The sequence below is a fragment of the Rhizobium sp. 01T437 genome (genome assembly GCF_056398505.1).
Genome location: NZ_JBFTPM010000003.1, coordinates 131,337 through 147,312, shown reverse-complemented (window position 1 = coordinate 147,312; position 15,976 = coordinate 131,337). Strand labels below are relative to the sequence as shown.

General features: G+C 60.8%; 12 protein-coding genes. 4 read left to right on the top strand and 8 right to left on the bottom strand.

All coding sequences use genetic code 11. The features are described 5' to 3' along the window. Nucleotides 1–182 precede the first annotated feature (182 nt). The gene (locus AC1DM5_RS06940) at nucleotides 183–3,809 is read left to right on the top strand and encodes a hydantoinase B/oxoprolinase family protein (protein WP_477818526.1); all 3,627 of its coding nucleotides are present in this window, start codon (nucleotides 183–185) and stop codon (nucleotides 3,807–3,809) included. Between the two features lie 24 nt (nucleotides 3,810–3,833). After that, nucleotides 3,834–4,364, top strand: coding sequence for a winged helix DNA-binding protein (locus AC1DM5_RS06935; protein ID WP_477818525.1), 531 nt, complete (start codon nucleotides 3,834–3,836; stop codon nucleotides 4,362–4,364). Between the two features lie 197 nt (nucleotides 4,365–4,561). Here the strand turns inward: AC1DM5_RS06935 and AC1DM5_RS06930 are convergent, their stop codons facing one another. The 5 genes from AC1DM5_RS06930 to AC1DM5_RS06910 are packed head-to-tail and all read right to left on the bottom strand — an operon-like array spanning nucleotide 4,562 to nucleotide 10,530. Further along, a complete protein-coding gene (locus AC1DM5_RS06930; RefSeq protein ID WP_477818524.1) occupies nucleotides 4,562–6,076 on the bottom strand; it encodes an ABC transporter substrate-binding protein in 1,515 nt (504 codons plus the stop codon). A gap of 19 nt (nucleotides 6,077–6,095) precedes the next feature. Next, nucleotides 6,096–7,805, bottom strand: a complete 1,710-nt coding sequence (locus AC1DM5_RS06925; RefSeq protein ID WP_477818523.1) for a dipeptide ABC transporter ATP-binding protein — start codon at nucleotides 7,803–7,805, stop codon at nucleotides 6,096–6,098. Further along, nucleotides 7,802–8,653, bottom strand: coding sequence for an ABC transporter permease (locus AC1DM5_RS06920; protein ID WP_477818522.1), 852 nt, complete (start codon nucleotides 8,651–8,653; stop codon nucleotides 7,802–7,804). The genes AC1DM5_RS06925 and AC1DM5_RS06920 overlap by 4 nt, the downstream gene beginning before the upstream one ends. Next, nucleotides 8,650–9,588, bottom strand: coding sequence for an ABC transporter permease (locus AC1DM5_RS06915; protein ID WP_477818521.1), 939 nt, complete (start codon nucleotides 9,586–9,588; stop codon nucleotides 8,650–8,652). Before AC1DM5_RS06915 ends, AC1DM5_RS06920 begins: the two co-directional genes overlap by 4 nt. Before the next feature lie 51 nt (nucleotides 9,589–9,639). Further along, a complete protein-coding gene (locus AC1DM5_RS06910; protein ID WP_477818520.1) occupies nucleotides 9,640–10,530 on the bottom strand; it encodes a proline iminopeptidase-family hydrolase in 891 nt (296 codons plus the stop codon). Nucleotides 10,531–10,653: 123 nt separating this feature from the next. Here AC1DM5_RS06910 and AC1DM5_RS06905 point away from each other — a divergent pair, with 123 nt between their 5' ends. Together AC1DM5_RS06905 and AC1DM5_RS06900 are read left to right on the top strand one after the other, a co-directional pair. Further along, nucleotides 10,654–11,436, top strand: coding sequence for a LuxR family transcriptional regulator (locus AC1DM5_RS06905; RefSeq protein ID WP_113182765.1), 783 nt, complete (start codon nucleotides 10,654–10,656; stop codon nucleotides 11,434–11,436). Between the two features lie 54 nt (nucleotides 11,437–11,490). Further along, nucleotides 11,491–12,405, top strand: coding sequence for a proline iminopeptidase-family hydrolase (locus tag AC1DM5_RS06900; protein WP_477818519.1), 915 nt, complete (start codon nucleotides 11,491–11,493; stop codon nucleotides 12,403–12,405). Nucleotides 12,406–12,446: 41 nt separating this feature from the next. Here the strand turns inward: AC1DM5_RS06900 and AC1DM5_RS06895 are convergent, their stop codons facing one another. From AC1DM5_RS06895 to AC1DM5_RS06885, 3 genes are read right to left on the bottom strand one after another with little or no spacing between them, the layout of a single operon-like run. Then, nucleotides 12,447–13,358, bottom strand: a complete 912-nt coding sequence (locus AC1DM5_RS06895) for an ABC transporter permease (RefSeq protein ID WP_477818518.1) — start codon at nucleotides 13,356–13,358, stop codon at nucleotides 12,447–12,449. Then, nucleotides 13,355–14,455, bottom strand: a complete 1,101-nt coding sequence (locus tag AC1DM5_RS06890) for an ABC transporter permease (protein WP_477974791.1) — start codon at nucleotides 14,453–14,455, stop codon at nucleotides 13,355–13,357. The genes AC1DM5_RS06895 and AC1DM5_RS06890 overlap by 4 nt, the downstream gene beginning before the upstream one ends. Then, the gene (locus tag AC1DM5_RS06885) at nucleotides 14,452–15,975 is read right to left on the bottom strand and encodes an ABC transporter ATP-binding protein (protein ID WP_477818516.1); all 1,524 of its coding nucleotides are present in this window, start codon (nucleotides 15,973–15,975) and stop codon (nucleotides 14,452–14,454) included. Before AC1DM5_RS06885 ends, AC1DM5_RS06890 begins: the two co-directional genes overlap by 4 nt. Between the last annotated feature and the right edge of the window lies 1 nt (nucleotide 15,976).

Here is a 15,976-nt window from a genome sequence, read left to right as displayed (position 1 = left end):
CATTCATCTCAATTTTGTCGCCGCGGTCCTCCGGCCGCGGCGTTCGATTTTATGCGTCTGAATGTCGGGCCAGTCCCACTCCCTCCACTCATCGATACCTTCGGTGGCTTTCTCCTCCATAAAACGTTGACGATTTGTCGATAATTTCTTATTGATATCGGAAACGAACGGTGGAGGCGATTTTGTCGGGCACTACGGCTGGTAGCTGGGACTTCTGGATCGATCGTGGAGGCACCTTCACGGATATCGTCGGACGCGACCCGTCCGGTGCCCTGCATGCCCGAAAGGTGCTGTCTGAAAACCCGGAAGCCTATCGCGACGCCGCCGTCCACGGCATTCGCCTGCATCTCGGTCTGACCGCTGGTGAACCTGTCCCGGCGGGGCTGATCGGCGAGGTGCGTATGGGAACCACCGTCGCCACCAATGCGCTTCTGGAGCGCAAGGGCGAACATCTGGCGCTGGTGACGACAAAGGGTTTCCGTGACGCACTGCGCATCGGCTATCAGGAGCGCAAGAAGATCTTTGCGACGGAGATCGTCAAGCCGGAAGCGCTCTATCAGGATGTGGTCGAGCTCGAAGAGCGTGTACTGGCTGACGGTACCGTCGAGACAAAACTCGATGAAGCCGCGACCGAAGCAGCACTCCGCGATCTGCGAGGCAAGGGTTACCGCGCCGTCGCTATCGTCTTCATGCACGCCTATAAGTATCCTGATCACGAGGCAGCTGCTGCGCGCATTGCCCGCGCCATCGGCTTCGAACAGGTTTCCGTCAGTCACGAGGTCTCGCCGCTGATCAAGCTGGTCGGCCGTGGCGATACGACCGTTGTCGACGCCTATCTTTCGCCGGTGCTTGGCCGCTATGTCAGTCAGGTCTCGGACGAACTTGACGTGGCGCGCACGGGGGCGCGCGTCATGTTCATGATGTCCTCGGGCGGCCTGACGGCAGCCGATATGTTTCAGGGCAAGGACGCGATCCTGTCCGGCCCTGCCGGCGGTGTGGTCGGTCTTGCCAAGACCGGCGAGCAGGCTGGTTTCGGCCACGTGATCGGCTTCGATATGGGCGGCACTTCGACTGACGTCGCGCATTTCGATGGCGAATATGAGCGCGCCTTCGAAACGGAAGTCGCTGGCGTTCGCGTCCGCGCGCCGATGATGCTGATCCATACGGTGGCTGCCGGCGGTGGTTCGATCCTGCATTTCGAGAGCGGCCGCTTCCGAGTTGGGCCTGATTCCGCCGGCGCTTTCCCAGGCCCCGCCTGCTATCGCAATGGCGGCCCGCTCGCGGTGACCGATGCCAATGTCATGGCTGGCAAACTGCTGCCCGATTTCTTCCCGGCGATCTTCGGCCCGAACCAGGATCAGCCGCTCGATGTCGAGGCGGTGCGGCAGAAGTTCGCCGCGCTGGCAGCCGAGATCGGTGACGGGCGCAGCCCCGAAGAAGTGGCTGACGGATTCATCCGCATTGCCGTTGCCAATATGGTCGAGGCGATCAAGAAGATTTCCGTCCAGCGCGGTTATGACGTGACGCGTTATGCGCTCAACTGCTTTGGTGGCGCTGGCGGTCAGCATGCCTGCCTTGTCGCTGATGCGCTCGGGATGAAGAGTATCCTCCTGCATCCGATGTCCGGTCTTCTGTCTGCCTATGGCATGGGTCTCGCCGATATCCGCTCCACGCGTCAAAAGGCGCTCGGTGTGCCGCTCGATGCGGCTGCTCCCGCAGCGATGACCGCGCTTGGCAGGCAATTGCAGGGCGAGTGTCAGCCGGAGCTGGTGGCGCAGGGCGTCGCGGCCGGCAAGATCAAGACGGTGCTGCGCGCTCATATTCGCTATGCCGGCACCGATACGCTGCTGGCGGTCGAGGCACTGTTCCCGCAGGCTGATAACGAGACGCGCCTTCGCAAGGAATTCGAGATCCTGCATAAGCGTCGCTTCGGCTTCGTCGCCGAGGACAAGCCGCTGGTCGTGGAAGCAGTCGAGGTCGAATGCATCGGCGGTGCGGCCGCCGAAATCGACGTCGATCGCGGCGAGGCCGGTGATGGCGAGGTTTCGGCCATCCGGCGAATCCAGTTCCATTCGCAGGGTGAAAGCCATGATGCGGCGGTCGTCCTGCGCGATCACATCCTTCCCGGCCAGACCGTCACCGGGCCGGCCATCATCATCGAGCCAAACCAGACCATCGTCGTGGAAGATGGCTGGCAGGCGAAGCTAACGACGCGCGATCATATCGTACTGACCCGCATCAAGGCGCTGCCCGAGCGCACGGCGATCGGCACCAAGGCCGATCCGGTCATGTTGGAGATTTTCAACAATCTCTTCATGTCGATTGCCGAGCAGATGGGGGTGACGCTGCAGAATACCGCCTATTCCGTCAACATCAAGGAACGGCTCGATTTTTCCTGCGCCGTTTTCGATGCGGACGGCAATCTCGTCGCCAACGCGCCGCATATGCCAGTGCATCTCGGCTCCATGGACGCGTCCGTCGCGACCGCAATCCGTGAAAATCCGCTCATTCATCCGGGCGACGTCTTCCTGATCAACGCGCCCTACAATGGCGGCACGCATCTGCCTGACCTCACCGTCTGCACGCCTGTCTTCGATGATGCCGGCACGCGCATCCGCTTTTGGGTCGCGAGCCGCGGTCATCACGCTGATATCGGCGGCATTTCGCCGGGCTCGATGTCGCCGCTCGCGACACATATCGAGGAGGAGGGCGTCTATATCGACAATTTCAAGCTTCTTGATCGCGGCAAATTCCGGGAGGACGCTCTTGTCGACCTGCTCACCGGCGCGCGCTATCCGGTGCGCACGCTGGCGCAGAACGTCAACGACCTGAAGGCGCAGGTTGCCGCCAATGAAAAGGGCGTGGCGGAACTGAAGAAGATGATTGTGCATTTCGGCGAGGACGTAGTCGACGCCTATATGGGCCATGTGCAGGACAATGCCGCCGAAAGCGTGCGTCGCGTGCTCGACCGCCTGCCGGACGGCGAATTTTCCTATGAGATGGATCAGGGCTGCAAGATCGTCGTCAAGATTTCCATCGATCGGGAAAAGCGCGAGGCGACAGTCGATTTTACCGGCACGTCGGCGCAGCGCCCCGACAATTTCAATGCGCCGGCGCCGGTGACGCGCGCTGCCGTGCTCTATGTCTTCCGTGTGTTGGTCGAGGCGGATATTCCGATGAATGCCGGCTGCCTGCGGCCGATCCGCATCGTCATTCCCGAGGGCACGATGCTGACGCCGGCCTATCCGGCGGCCGTCGTCGCCGGCAATGTCGAAGTCAGCCAGGCCGTTACCAATTGCCTGATCGGCGCCGTCGGCGCCATGGCCGCGGCACAAGGCACGATGAACAACCTGACCTTCGGCAACGACAAGTACCAATATTACGAAACCATCTGCTCCGGCGCGCCGGCCGGTCCTGGCTTCAACGGTGCGGATGCCGTGCATACGCATATGACCAATTCGCGCCTCACCGATCCGGAAATTCTGGAGAGCCGTTTCCCTGTCGTGCTCGAGGATTTCCATATCCGGCCGAACTCCGGCGGCCGCGGTCAGTGGCATGCCGGCAACGGCACGCAACGCACGATCCGCACGCTCGAGAAGTTGGAATTTGCCATTCTATCCGGCCATCGCCGCGTCGCGCCTTTCGGTCTAAAGGGTGGCGAAGACGGGCAGACCGGCCGCAATTATGTTCGCCGCAATGACGGTACGATCGATGAGTTGATCGGTGCTGCCCATACGGTGCTGGAAGCGGGTGAAGCCTTTACTGTCGTGACGCCAACAGGCGGCGGATATGGACCGATAGATGCTTGAGCATTTGGGATGAAAGGGCGTTCAATGGAAGAATCGAAAGACCAAAAGGCTCCCCGCGACCTGATCGTCTCGTCGGCCCATCTGGCGCTCGGCAGCTCGCCGGCTCTTTCGGAGCTCGAATACGGATCGGTCCTCTTTTCTCACGCCTTTAATCGCTGGATGGTGCGCTGCATGGCGGCCGCCGGGGTGCCGAGCCTGTCGCCGGTGGAGATCCTCATCATTCACTCGGTCCGCCATCGCGACCGGCCGAAGACATTGTCCGACCTCTGCCTCGTGCTCGATATCGAAGACACCCATGTCGCCAATTACGCGGTAAAGAAGCTTGATGCCGCGGGGCTGGTCAAAACCGGAAAATCCGGCAAGGAGAAAGTCATTCAAGTTACCGACAAGGGTCTGGAGGCGCTGACGCGTTATTCGGAAATCCGTGAGCGGCTGCTGGTCGAAGCGACGAAGGTGTCGGGCCTATCGCAGGACGATCTTTCCGGCATTGCCTCCCATTTGAGAGCCTTATCGGGCTATTACGAGCAGGCGGCGAGGTCAGCGGCAACCTTATAACTGGAACCGTCGAGAGCAAAAACGCCGCCGTTCTGGCGCGCATGAGATCGACGGGCGAAAGCGAGCCGCTTCCATAGGCTTGCCCAATCTCGGCCACCCTTATGAATGCGGATTTCATCCGTCGTCATTCCCGATTGCTCGTGAAAACAATACTCCGCCGCTTTCAGGGCGGCGGAGCATGGTAGCGAGGTTCAGGCTCAATTCTTGACCGTGTCTTCCAGGAAGAAGCGGCCGAGTGGGTTTTGGTAGAAATTGTCGATGTTCTTGCGCGCCACGTTGATATACGGGCTATAGTAGAGATCGATCCAGTTGACATCGTCCTTCGCCGTCTTCTGCAGGTCGATATACATCTGCTCGCGCTTCTTGGGATCAAGTTCCAGGCGGGCCTTGGCGACCAGTTCCTTCACCGCTTCGTTCTTGTAGTTGGTCAAGTAGTTGTTGTTGGAATCGTGGCCGAGCACGAAGGTCGTCTTCTGGTCCGGGTCGAGAATGTCGTTGGTCCAGTAGTTGACCGAGATGTCGTAATCGCCGGCGACCGTCATGTCCCATTCCTGGCTGGGATCGACCTTCTGCAGGTTGGCGGTGATGCCAGCCTTGGCGAGCTGCTGCTGCAACAGCACCGCGGTCTGTTCATCCACCTCGTCGCCGGCGCGGATCAGGTAGTTCAGCGTCAGGTTGGAGACACCGGCATCGGCCAGCAGCTTCTTAGCCTTTTCCGGATCATAGGGGCGCTTCAGGTTGTCGGCGTAGTAATAGAGAGCGCCCTTCGGAATGTAGGAATTGGCGACCGTGCCCTGACCGAAGGTGACGGCATCGACGATCGCCTTCTTGTCGATTGCCAGATCAAGGGCCTGGCGTACTTCCTTCTTGCCGAGATCGCCATGCGCATGGTTGATCAGCAGATGGTCTTCACGCGTCGACGGGTCGATCAGCACTTTGAGGCCCGCATCCTTCTTCAGTTCCTCGACACGTGAGAAAGGCACGAAGATGGCCGCATCGAGCTGGCCCGCCTGCACGTTCAGCATGCGGGTATTGTCGTCAGGCACAGAGATCCATTCGACGCCGTCGAGCTTCACGCGGTCCGCCTGCCAGAAATTCGGGTTTTTCTTCAGGATGACGCGGTCGCCGCGCCGCCATTCATCGACGACGAAGGCGCCGGATGCGATCGGCTTTTCGGCATAGGCATCGGCGCCCATGGATTCGATGCCGGCCTTGGAAATGACAGAGGCATTCGGCAGCGCCAGCGTCGACAGGAAAGGTGCCGAGGGATTCTTGAGCTTGATCGTCAGCGTGTGTGGATCGGTCGCGACGGCGGTGTCGATTACCTTGTAGGAGTCGCTCCAGAGCGAGCCTGCGTCATCGCGGATGCGCAGCAGGCTGAAGGCCGCATCTTCCGCCGTCAGCGGCGAACCGTCGGAGAATTTTGCGTCGCGGATCTTGAAGACATAGGTCAGTCCGTCGTCGGACACGGTCCAGCTTTCTGCAAGGCCGGGCTCCAGCTTGGTGCCGGTCTTGTCGACGCGGATCAGCACGTCGTAGACGTTGGAAAACACCCAGTTGTCGATGTTCTGCGCCGTCTTGATCGGATCGAATGTCGTCGAATCCTCGCGCCGGCCGATGGTAAGCACGCCGGCGGCTTCGGCGTAGGATGCACTGAGCGTCAGGCCCGCAAGAAGCGCTGCAAGCCCGATTGATTTCCATCTGGTGATCATGCGTTCGTTCCCTTCGTTGTTATGGCATGCGTTTGACGGGTAGTGCCGGCATCAATTGCAGCTCGTCTTCCGAGTTCGCGCCGCTCAGAAGCGGCTTGTCCGGATCGATGTCGGGAATGGCGGCAATCAACGCCGCGGTATAGGGATGTTTCGGCCGCGCAAAGACCTCTTCCGACCGGCCTTCCTCGACAATCTCCCCGCGGTACATGACGACGACGCGTTCGCAGAGATTGCGCACGATCGCCAGGTCATGGGCGATGAACATCAGCGTCAGGTTCATCTTTGCCGTCAGTTCGCGGAAAAGCGCGATGATCTGCGCCTGGATCGTCACATCCAGCGCGGCGACACATTCGTCAGCGATGATGAGCTTCGGATCGACTGCGAGCGCCCGGGCGATGCCGGCGCGCTGGCACTGGCCACCGCTCATGCTGCGGGGCTTGCGATTGGCAAACTCCCGCTCCAATCCGACAAGATCGAGCAATTCGCCGATCCTCTCTGGAATGGCCGATGCCGGCACCTTGCCCTGCACCTTCAGCACCTCGGCAAGCATCTGCCCGATCGTGAGGCGCGGATTGAGTGCGTTATAAGGATCCTGAAAGACCATGGCCGTCTCACGCCGCAGCTTTGCGAGTCCGGCACCCCGCTGCTGCGCGAGATCGATCCCGTCGAAGGACACATGGCCTGAGGAGATCGGCGTCAGCCCCAGCACGGCGCGTGCGAGCGTGCTCTTGCCGCTGCCGGATTCGCCGACGATGCCGATGGTTTCGCCTGGCATGAGTTGCAGGCTGACGCCGGAAACGGCGCTCACCGTCTTGGCACTGCCCTTGAACAGGCTGCCGCCAACCTTGAAACGCACATGAAGGTCGTCGATTTCAAGAAGCGGCTTGGTCGATGCAGCGGAAGACACGACCTGCGGCTCCAGCATTGGCGCCTCGTCCGGCATGGAGGGGTGGCTGTTGATCAGATTGATCGTGTAGGCATCCTGCGGCCGGGAGAGGATCGTCCGTTTCGGCCCCTGTTCAAGCAGCTTGCCGTTGCGCATAACGGCGATGCGGTCGCAGGTCTGCGCGACGATGCCGAGATCGTGGGTAATGAGGATGATCGACAAGCCACGCTTTTCTCGGATCTCCAGCAAGAGTTTCAGGATCTGCGCCTGGATCGTCACGTCGAGTGCGGTCGTCGGCTCGTCGGCGATCAGGATCTTCGGGTTGCAGGAGAGTGCAACGCCGATCATGGCACGCTGGCGCATGCCGCCGGAAAACTCGTGCGGATAGCTGTCATATTGGCGAACGGGATCCGGAAAGCCGACCTGTGTCAGGATCTCGATGGCCGCCGCCCGTGCTTCCTTGGCGCTAAGCCCCTGATGATAGCGGATGCCCTCGGAAATCTGGTCGCCGATGCGCATGACCGGATCGAGATGGCTCGTCGGGTTCTGGAAGATCATGCCGATCTCGCCGCCGCGAACTTCCAGCATCTCGGCATCGCTCGCGGTGGTCAGATCGCGCCCCTCGAGCAGGACGGTGCCGCTTTCGATCTTGATCAGAGAGGAGGGCAGCAGCCGGACAAGTGAACGGCAGAGCAGGCTCTTTCCCGAGCCGCTTTCGCCGACGAGGCCGAGGATTTCGCCCTTGGCGAGATCAAGGGAAACATGGTCGATCAGCTTTCGCACGCCACCATCGAGATGAACCTTGACCGTCAAGTCGCGGACGGAAAGCACTGAAGCGCTCATTCGTGAACTCCGAGAAGTTCGCCGAGCGCATCACCCAGCATGCTGAAACCGAAAGCAAGGCAGACGATCGAAAGGCCAGGGAAAAGCGTGATCCACCAGGCCGTGGTAATGAAACTCTGGCCTTCGGCAACCATGACGCCCCATTCGGCGAGCGGCGGCTGCACACCGAGGCCGAGATAGCTGATCGCTGCGCCGCTGAGCAGCACCAGTGTGGCATCCGACATGGAAAAGACGATAGAGCCGGCAATCGCATTCGGCAGGAGATGACGGAACATGATCCGGAAGCGGCTGAAGCCGAGGCTGACGGCAGCGACGGCGTAGTCGCTGCTTTTCAGCACCAGCATCTGCGCGCGGATAAGGCGCGCATAGGAGACCCAGCCGACCAGCGCCATGGCAATGTAGAAGCTGCTTAGGCCCGGCCCCAGGATGGCGATGATCGACAGCATCAGGACAAGGAATGGGAAGGCGAGAATGATATCGACGAGGCGCATGAAAACCGCATCGACGATGCCGCCGAAGAAGCCGGCGATGGTGCCGACCGTCGTGCCGATCAGGAACGGGAAGATAACGCCGATGACGGCGATCTGCAGATCGATGCGGGCGCCCCATATGACGCGCGAAAGTATGTCGCGGCCGAAATTGTCCGTGCCGAAGAGATGGGCGAAGGAGGGTGACTGCAGCCGCACATCGGCATTCTGCAGGATCGGATCATAGGGTGCGACCAGCGGAGCGGCGATTGCCAGAAGCAGAAAGAACAAGAGAATACCGGCGCCGATGACGAGCGTCAGCCGGTGGCCGAGGAAACGGCGCCAAGCGACGGGAGAGGGGGTAAGGGCATCGACGCTCATAGCTTCACCCTCGGATCGACAGCGACGGTGACGATATCGGCAATGAAATTGACGAGCACGGTGGCGCAGGCAAAGGTCATGGCGACGCCCTGAACGACCATGTAATCGCGCGAGAAGATGGCGCGCACCAGCAATTGACCCATGCCGGGCAGGGCAAAGACGCTTTCCACAACGACAGTGCCGCCGATCAGCCAGCCAATGTTGACGGCCAGAAGATTGATTGTCGGTACCAGCGAATTCGGCAGGACGTGGCGCCAGAAGACGATACTCTCAGGCATGCCGCGGGCGCGAGCGGCTGTCGCTACATCCGATTTCAGGGATTCGATCATCGCGGCGCGCAGGCTGCGGGTCAGCACGGTCGAGAGCGACAATGCAACGGTCAACGCCGGCAAGATGAGATGGGAGAGCTTGTCGCCCAGTGTCGTGCCATAGCCGGAGACGGGCAGGACGCCGAGTTCGACGCTGAAAAGAATGATCAGCATCAGGCCGAGCCAGAAAGGCGGAAAGCCGATCCCGAATGTGGAGATGACGCGTACTGCATGATCAGGCGCCCGGCCAGCGTTGCGAGCGGCAATCGCCGACATCGGGACGGCGATCAGGATCGACAGGATGACGCTTGTCAGGACAAGCGCGATCGTCGGCTCGATGCGCGTGGCGATCAGCGGAAATACGTCGATCTTGTAGAGGATCGACTTGCCCATTTCGCCATTCGCGAGGTTCTTGAGAAAGTAGAAATATTGCAGCCACATTGGCTGATCGAGGCCGTATTGGGCGCGGATATTGGCCAGGGCTGTCGGTGTCGCGCGCGTGCCGAGAATATTGCGGGCCGGATCGCCGGGGATCAATCGTACCAGGATGAAGGTGATGACGCTGATGCCGAAGATAACGGGCAGAAACTGGACCGGCCGGGTCAGTATGAATTTATAACGATGCATGGCGGCGCTCGCCCCCTTGTCTTCGGTGGGTTCCGATCACCTGGCCCTGCATCAGCTTGCCCTGTGCCGCGATAGAAAATCAATCAGCGCGGGATAATAATCATGCGGATTTTCATAAAACGGCATGTGGCTGGCATTGGCGAAGACCTTGAGCTCGGCATTCGGCAAAGCGAGCTTCATGCGCAGCGCGCAGGCCGGCGTCAGTTCGTCATGTTCGCCCGTGGTAATCAGCACCGGCGTCGTCACATCAGGCAGATCGGGGATGCGGTTCCAGTCCTTCAGGTTGCCGATATAGAGGAATTCGTTCGGACCCTGCATGGTCTCATAGGGACCCATGTTCCAGTCGTCGAGCGAGCGGCGCACGGGTGCCGGCCATTCCGGCAGGCGGCAGACATGGCGGTAGTTCAGGATCGTCACCGCCGCCAGATATTCCGGATGATTGTAGGTGCCCTGTGCCTCATGCTTCTGCATCATCGCGACCGTTTCCGGACCGAGGGCGGCGCGCAGCCGTTCCAGTTCGGAAATCAGGTGCGGCATGTCGGCGACGGTGTCTTCCAGGATCAGCGTCTGCAGGTTTTCCGGATAGGTGAGCGCATAGTCGATCGCCAGCCAGCCGCCCCAGGAGTGGCCGAGCATATGCACCTTGCCGAGGCCGAGCGCCTTGCGCACCATCTCGGTCTCCTCGACATAGCGGCCGATGGTCCAGAGCGATGCGTCGGTCGGCCTGTCGGAGGCGCCGGTACCGAGCTGATCAAAGGCCACCACGCGATAGCCTTTGTCGATGAGACAGGAATGGGCCTCGCGCAGATAATCGCAGGGCAGACCCGGGCCGCCATTCAGGCAGAAGACGGTCTCGCTGCCGGTTCCGAAGCTGTAGGCGACCACCTTGTAACCGTCGACTTCGATCTCATGTCGCGCCTCAGGCTCGATTTCACGCCACATTGGCCGCTCCGGCAAAGATTTTGCTTGCTCAATAATTGGGCATGGCTAAATTTTTACCTTAAACCATAGCCTTTGCCAGCTATAAGAAGTGATAGGGTGGGGAACCACCGACTGGAGCCTGCCATGCTTGACGAAATCGGAACGATCAGACGGCAATTCTCAGCCCATCAGACGCTGGACGGGCGTATCGATCAGGTTTTCGCGGCGATGAAAGAGATCGGCTTCGAGGCCCTGATCTACGACTACACGCCGGTGCCTTATGACATCGACGGGGCGATCATGATCCCGTCGCTATTGAAGCTGCGCAATATTTCCGAGGACATGCGGGAATACTGGTTCGACCGCGGCTACTTCCGCATCGATCCCGTTCAGCAGGTGGCGCTGCGCACCTCCGCTCCCTTTTTCTGGAATTATGACCGGGATGCCGACACGCTTATCAATCGCTTCATGAGCGACGACACCGCGCCGGTGACGCGCTATCTCAGCGAACGTGACATGTCGACGGGTGTCACCGTTCCCGTCCATATGCCCCGAGGCGACTATGCGACGGTGACCGGCATCCGTTTCGGTGCCAACAGCGATTTCGAGCAGCATGCGCTGCGCTACATCGCCGATTTCAACCTGCTGGCCCATGTCTTTCATGAGGCTGCCTATTCGCTTTTCGATGCCAAGGCGTTGAGCGTCGGCAAGATCCGCCTGACGGAGCGGGAGCGCGAATGTTTGCGCCATTCAGCAGAGGGCCTCTCGGCCAAGGAGATTTCGCGCATCATCGACCGCTCGGTGCCGACGGTCGTCATGCATCTCAATGCGGCTGCCAAGAAGCTTGGGGCCCGTAACCGCACGCAGGCCGTGGTTCGGGCCGCGCATTACCGGCTACTGGAAGATCGCCCATCCTATAACTTCTGATAGCTGCCTTCGCCTTTTCGGCCACGCTATGCTTTTCCATCATTGCGCTAGAGGATGGAGATGTCAGTGGCCGCAGTTTCGACGAAGGAAGCTTTTCTGCCGTTTCGCGAATACCGGACATGGTATCGCATCACCGGTTCGCTTGATTCCGGCAGACTGCCGCTTGTCGTCGCCCATGGTGGTCCCGGCTGCACGCATGATTATGTCGATTCCTTCAAGGGCATCTCGGAGCTCGATGGCCGCGCCGTCATCCATTACGATCAGCTCGGCAACGGCAACTCAACCCGGCTACCCGAGAAGGGGCCGGATTTCTGGACGCCTGCGCTCTTCCTCGAAGAACTCGATGCGCTGCTGAAGCATCTCGGCATTCAGGATCGCTATGCCTTCCTCGGTCAGTCCTGGGGCGGCATGCTGGGTGCCGAACATGCGGTACGCCAGCCGAAGGGTCTGAAGGCGCTCGTCATCGCCAATTCGCCGGCCAACATGCATACCTGGGTGGCAGAGGCAAACCGCCTGCGCGAGGAACTGCCGCAGGAGGTGCAGGACACGTTGCTGAAGCATGAGGAAGCTGGCACCATTACCGATCCCGACTATGTCGCAGCCTCGCGCGTCTTTTACGACCGGCATGTCTGCCGCGTTTCCCCTTGGCCGCCGGAAGTTGCGCGCACTTTCGCGATTATGGACGAAGACAACACCGTCTACCGCAACATGAATGGCCCGACCGAATTCCACGTCATCGGCACGATGAAGGACTGGACGATCGAGGATCGCCTGCCGCTCATTCAGGCGCCGACGCTTTTGATCTCCGGCAAATATGACGAGGCGACTCCGCTCGTCGTCAAACCCTATGTCGATCGTGTGAAGGGTTGCGAGTGGGTGCTCTTCGAGAACTCCAGCCACATGCCGCATGTCGAGGAAAACGAACTTTGCCTCGACATCGTCTCAGCCTTTCTCACCAGGCATGATTGATCGCAGTCAGCGGCCTGCGCCGTCGTGCAGGCCGCATTCTGCTATCGCTCGAATGGCTCGCCGAGCGAGGCGACGCCATTGAGTTTCAGCAGGCGGCGGTCTGCCGAGATGATGCCGAGCACGATGATCGTCACGAGATAGGGCAGGCAAGCCAAAAGCTGCGAGGGCACGTTGAGCCCGGTTGCCTGGGCGGCAAGCCCCATCAGCGATACGGCACCGAAGAGGCAAGCCCCGAGGAAGATCCGCCCCGTCAGCCAGGTTCCGAAGACGACGAGCGCAATCGCGATCCAGCCGCGGCCGGCGATCATGCCGTCCGCCCAGAGCGGCGTATAGATCGTCGACGCATAGGCGCCGGCAAAGCCGGCCATCATGCCGCCGAATGCGACAGCGGCGAAGCGTACGGCGATGACGGAATAGCCGATGGCGTGAGCGGCTTTCGGGTTTTCGCCGACGGCGCGAATGACGAGACCCACCTTGCTATAGGCAAACGTCGCCCAGATCGCGAGTGTCACCAAAAGCGAAAGCCAAACAACGATGTCCTGGGTGAACAGGCCGCCAATGAGAGGAATGTCGGAAAGGCCGGGAATAATAATCTTCGGTAACGCCTTGACGGTCAGGCTCTCATAGCTCTTGCCGAACAGTGCCGATAGGCCCTGGCCGAGAATGCCGATGGCAAGCCCCGTCGCGACTTGGTTTGCGTTGAAGCCAAGGATGATCCCGGCAAAGACAAGCGAGAGCAGGATGCCGCCGATGCCGGCTGCAAGAAAAGCGAGAAAGTGGCCGCCGCCGTGATAGACGACGATGAATGCGATGACGGCGCCGAACGCCATTAGCCCTTCGACGCCGAGATTGAGCACGCCCGCGCGCTCGACCACAAGCTCGCCCAGCGCTGCGAGTAAAAAGGGCGTCGCAGCGGCCAGCATGCCGGCCAGGATGAACTCGATGGCATTCATGATGGGCTCCTGATAGCGACAGGGCGCCAGGCAAGGCGGTAGCGGATGAATGCGACGGCGATCAGATAGGCGAGCAGCAGGCTGCCCTGGAAAACGCGGACGGCGGCGATCGGCAGATTGGCGGAGACCATGGCGTTGTCGCCGCCAATATAGAGGGCCGCCATGACGATCGATGATATGACGATGCCGATCGGATGTAGCCCGCCGAGATAGGCGACGATGATCGCCGCATAGCCGTAACCGGTCGAGATCGAGCGCTGCAGCTGGCCGAGCGGGCCGGCGACTTCGGATGCACCCGCAAGACCTGCGGCTGCGCCACCGATCAAGAGCGACAGCCAGATTGCCCAGCCCTCTTTGAAGCCGGCATAACTTGCGGCACGTGGCGCCAGTCCGCCGACCTGCAATTTATAGCCTATGAAGCTCTTCTGCATGAAGATCCATGCGGCGATCGACAGCAGAACGGCAAGGATCAACGAGACATTGACGCGCGTTCCCTCGATCAGGATCGGCACCATCGCGTCATACTGAAACATCACCGACTGCGGGAAGTTGAAGCCATTTGGATCCTTCCAGGGGCCGAGCAGCAGATAATTGAGAAGCTGCACCGCAACGAAGCTCAGCATCAGCGAGACCAAGATTTCGTTGGCATTGAGCCGGACGCGCCAGAAGGCGGTCAGCGATGCCCAAAACGCGCCGCCGATGGYGCCGAGCAGCAGCATTGCCGGCCAGATCCACTGGCCGGTCGCATCGGGCCACCAGATCGGAATAGCCGAGGCGAAGATCGCGCCGAGGACGAATTGCCCTTCGGCGCCGATGTTGAACACCTTGGCGCGGAAGCCGATCGCCAACCCCTGCGCGATCAGCAGCAGCGGTCCGGTCTTCAAAAGTACTTCCGAGAAGGATGCCCAGGAAAAGAAGGGTTCGATCAGCATCGCATAGATGACCGCAGCCGGATCACGCCCCATGACGACATAAAGGCCGAGATTGAGGATGATCGTGATGACAAGCGCGATGGGCGGGGCAAGCAGGGTGGCGGCAAGCGATGCGCGCTCCCGGCGGACGAGGGTTGGTAGGACGGCAAACAGAGGTCTGCTCATGCGATCGCTTTCTCGCGCTGCGACTGGGCGCCGATCATGTACCGGCCGATCTCTTCGGGTTTGGTGTCGCGCGTGACGAGCGGCGGGCTCAGCGTGCCGTGATGGAGGACCTGGATGAAGTCGCTAAGTTCGAACAATTCTTCCAGCTCCTCGGAGATGACGAGGATCGCCATGCCTTCGTTGCGCAGCGTGATCAGCCGCTTGCGGATTGCCGAGGCTGCGCCGATATCGACGCCCCACGTGGGCTGGGCAAGGAAGAGCAGTTTCGGCGCCAGCATGATTTCTCGCCCGACGATGAACTTCTGCAAATTACCGCCGGAGAGTGAGCCGGCTTCGGCCTCGGGGCCGCGCGTGCGCACGTCGTAGTCCCGGATGCACTCATTGGTGAAGGCGGTCGCCTGCGCCTTGTCGAGCAGGCCGCGTTTGACGAGATGCAGCGGATGGGCCGTGAGCAGGCTGTTGAGGGTGAGCGACATTTCGGGGACTGCGCCGCGGCCTAGCCGATCCTCGGGCACGAACGCAAATTCGAGCTGTCGGCGGGCCGCCGAGTCGAATGTGCCGACATCTTTGCCCATCATGAAGATCTGATCGCGTTGCTCACGCGGCAGGATCGTTTCGCCGGAGATCAGCGCGGCAAGCTCGCTCTGGCCGTTGCCCGAAATGCCGGCAATGCCGAGGATCTCGCCGGCGCGCACGGCCAGGCTGACCTGAGAGAGCGGCACGGCGAAAGGGTCGTCCGGCCTGTAATCAAGGCCGATCAATTCCAGCCGCTTCTCACCTTCGGCAAGCGGCAGCGCCGGCATGGGTTCCGGCATATCGCGGCCGATCATCATGCGGGCAAGATCATGGGCGTCATGCTCGCGCGGGTCGACATGGCCGGTCACGCGTCCACCGCGCAGGATCGTCGCCCGGTCGCAAAGCGACTGGATCTCTTCCAGCTTGTGGGAGATGAAGAGGATGGAAACGCCGCCATCACGCAGCCGGCGCAAGGTCTCGAACAGCTTCTCCACGGCCTGCGGCGGCAGGACCGATGTCGGCTCGTCGAGGATCAGCAGTTTTGGATTGGTCATCAGGCAACGGATGATTTCCACTCGCTGCCGCTCGCCGACGGAAAGCGAATGCACATGGGCGAGCGGATCGACCTCGAGGCCGAACTCGTGCCCCAGCTTGCGGATGCGCTCAGCCAGTTCGGCTTTCTTGCCCGCCACGATAAGCCTGATGTTCTCGACCACCGTCAGGCTTTCGAATAGCGAGAAATGCTGAAAGACCATGCCGATGCCGGCACGCCTTGCCTCTGCGGGAGAGGCAAGGCTGAGGGGTTGCCCGTTCCAGGCGACGGTTCCGCTGTCCGGCAGCTCGACGCCGTAGATCAGCTTCATCAGGGTCGATTTACCGGCCCCGTTTTCTCCGAGGATGGCATGGATCGAGCGGGGAGCGACGTCGAGGTCGATCTGCTGGTTGGCGTGGACCTGGCCGTAGCTCTTGGAAATGCCGCGCAGCGACAGAAGCGGGCTTGCCATG

What these genes read in the sequence shown, in the direction of transcription:
- AC1DM5_RS06905 (WP_113182765.1), top strand. Translation starts at nt 10,654, where the DNA reads ATGCTTGACGAAATCGGAACGATCAGACGGCAATTCTCAGCCCATCAG.
- AC1DM5_RS06930 (WP_477818524.1), bottom strand. Translation starts at nt 6,076, where the DNA reads ATGATCACCAGATGGAAATCAATCGGGCTTGCAGCGCTTCTTGCGGGC.
- AC1DM5_RS06925 (WP_477818523.1), bottom strand. Translation starts at nt 7,805, where the DNA reads ATGAGCGCTTCAGTGCTTTCCGTCCGCGACTTGACGGTCAAGGTTCAT.
- AC1DM5_RS06935 (WP_477818525.1), top strand. Translation starts at nt 3,834, where the DNA reads ATGGAAGAATCGAAAGACCAAAAGGCTCCCCGCGACCTGATCGTCTCG.
- AC1DM5_RS06920 (WP_477818522.1), bottom strand. Translation starts at nt 8,653, where the DNA reads ATGAGCGTCGATGCCCTTACCCCCTCTCCCGTCGCTTGGCGCCGTTTC.
- AC1DM5_RS06900 (WP_477818519.1), top strand. Translation starts at nt 11,491, where the DNA reads ATGGAGATGTCAGTGGCCGCAGTTTCGACGAAGGAAGCTTTTCTGCCG.
- AC1DM5_RS06910 (WP_477818520.1), bottom strand. Translation starts at nt 10,530, where the DNA reads ATGTGGCGTGAAATCGAGCCTGAGGCGCGACATGAGATCGAAGTCGAC.
- AC1DM5_RS06915 (WP_477818521.1), bottom strand. Translation starts at nt 9,588, where the DNA reads ATGCATCGTTATAAATTCATACTGACCCGGCCGGTCCAGTTTCTGCCC.
- AC1DM5_RS06895 (WP_477818518.1), bottom strand. Translation starts at nt 13,358, where the DNA reads ATGAATGCCATCGAGTTCATCCTGGCCGGCATGCTGGCCGCTGCGACG.
- AC1DM5_RS06885 (WP_477818516.1), bottom strand. Translation starts at nt 15,975, where the DNA reads ATGGCAAGCCCGCTTCTGTCGCTGCGCGGCATTTCCAAGAGCTACGGC.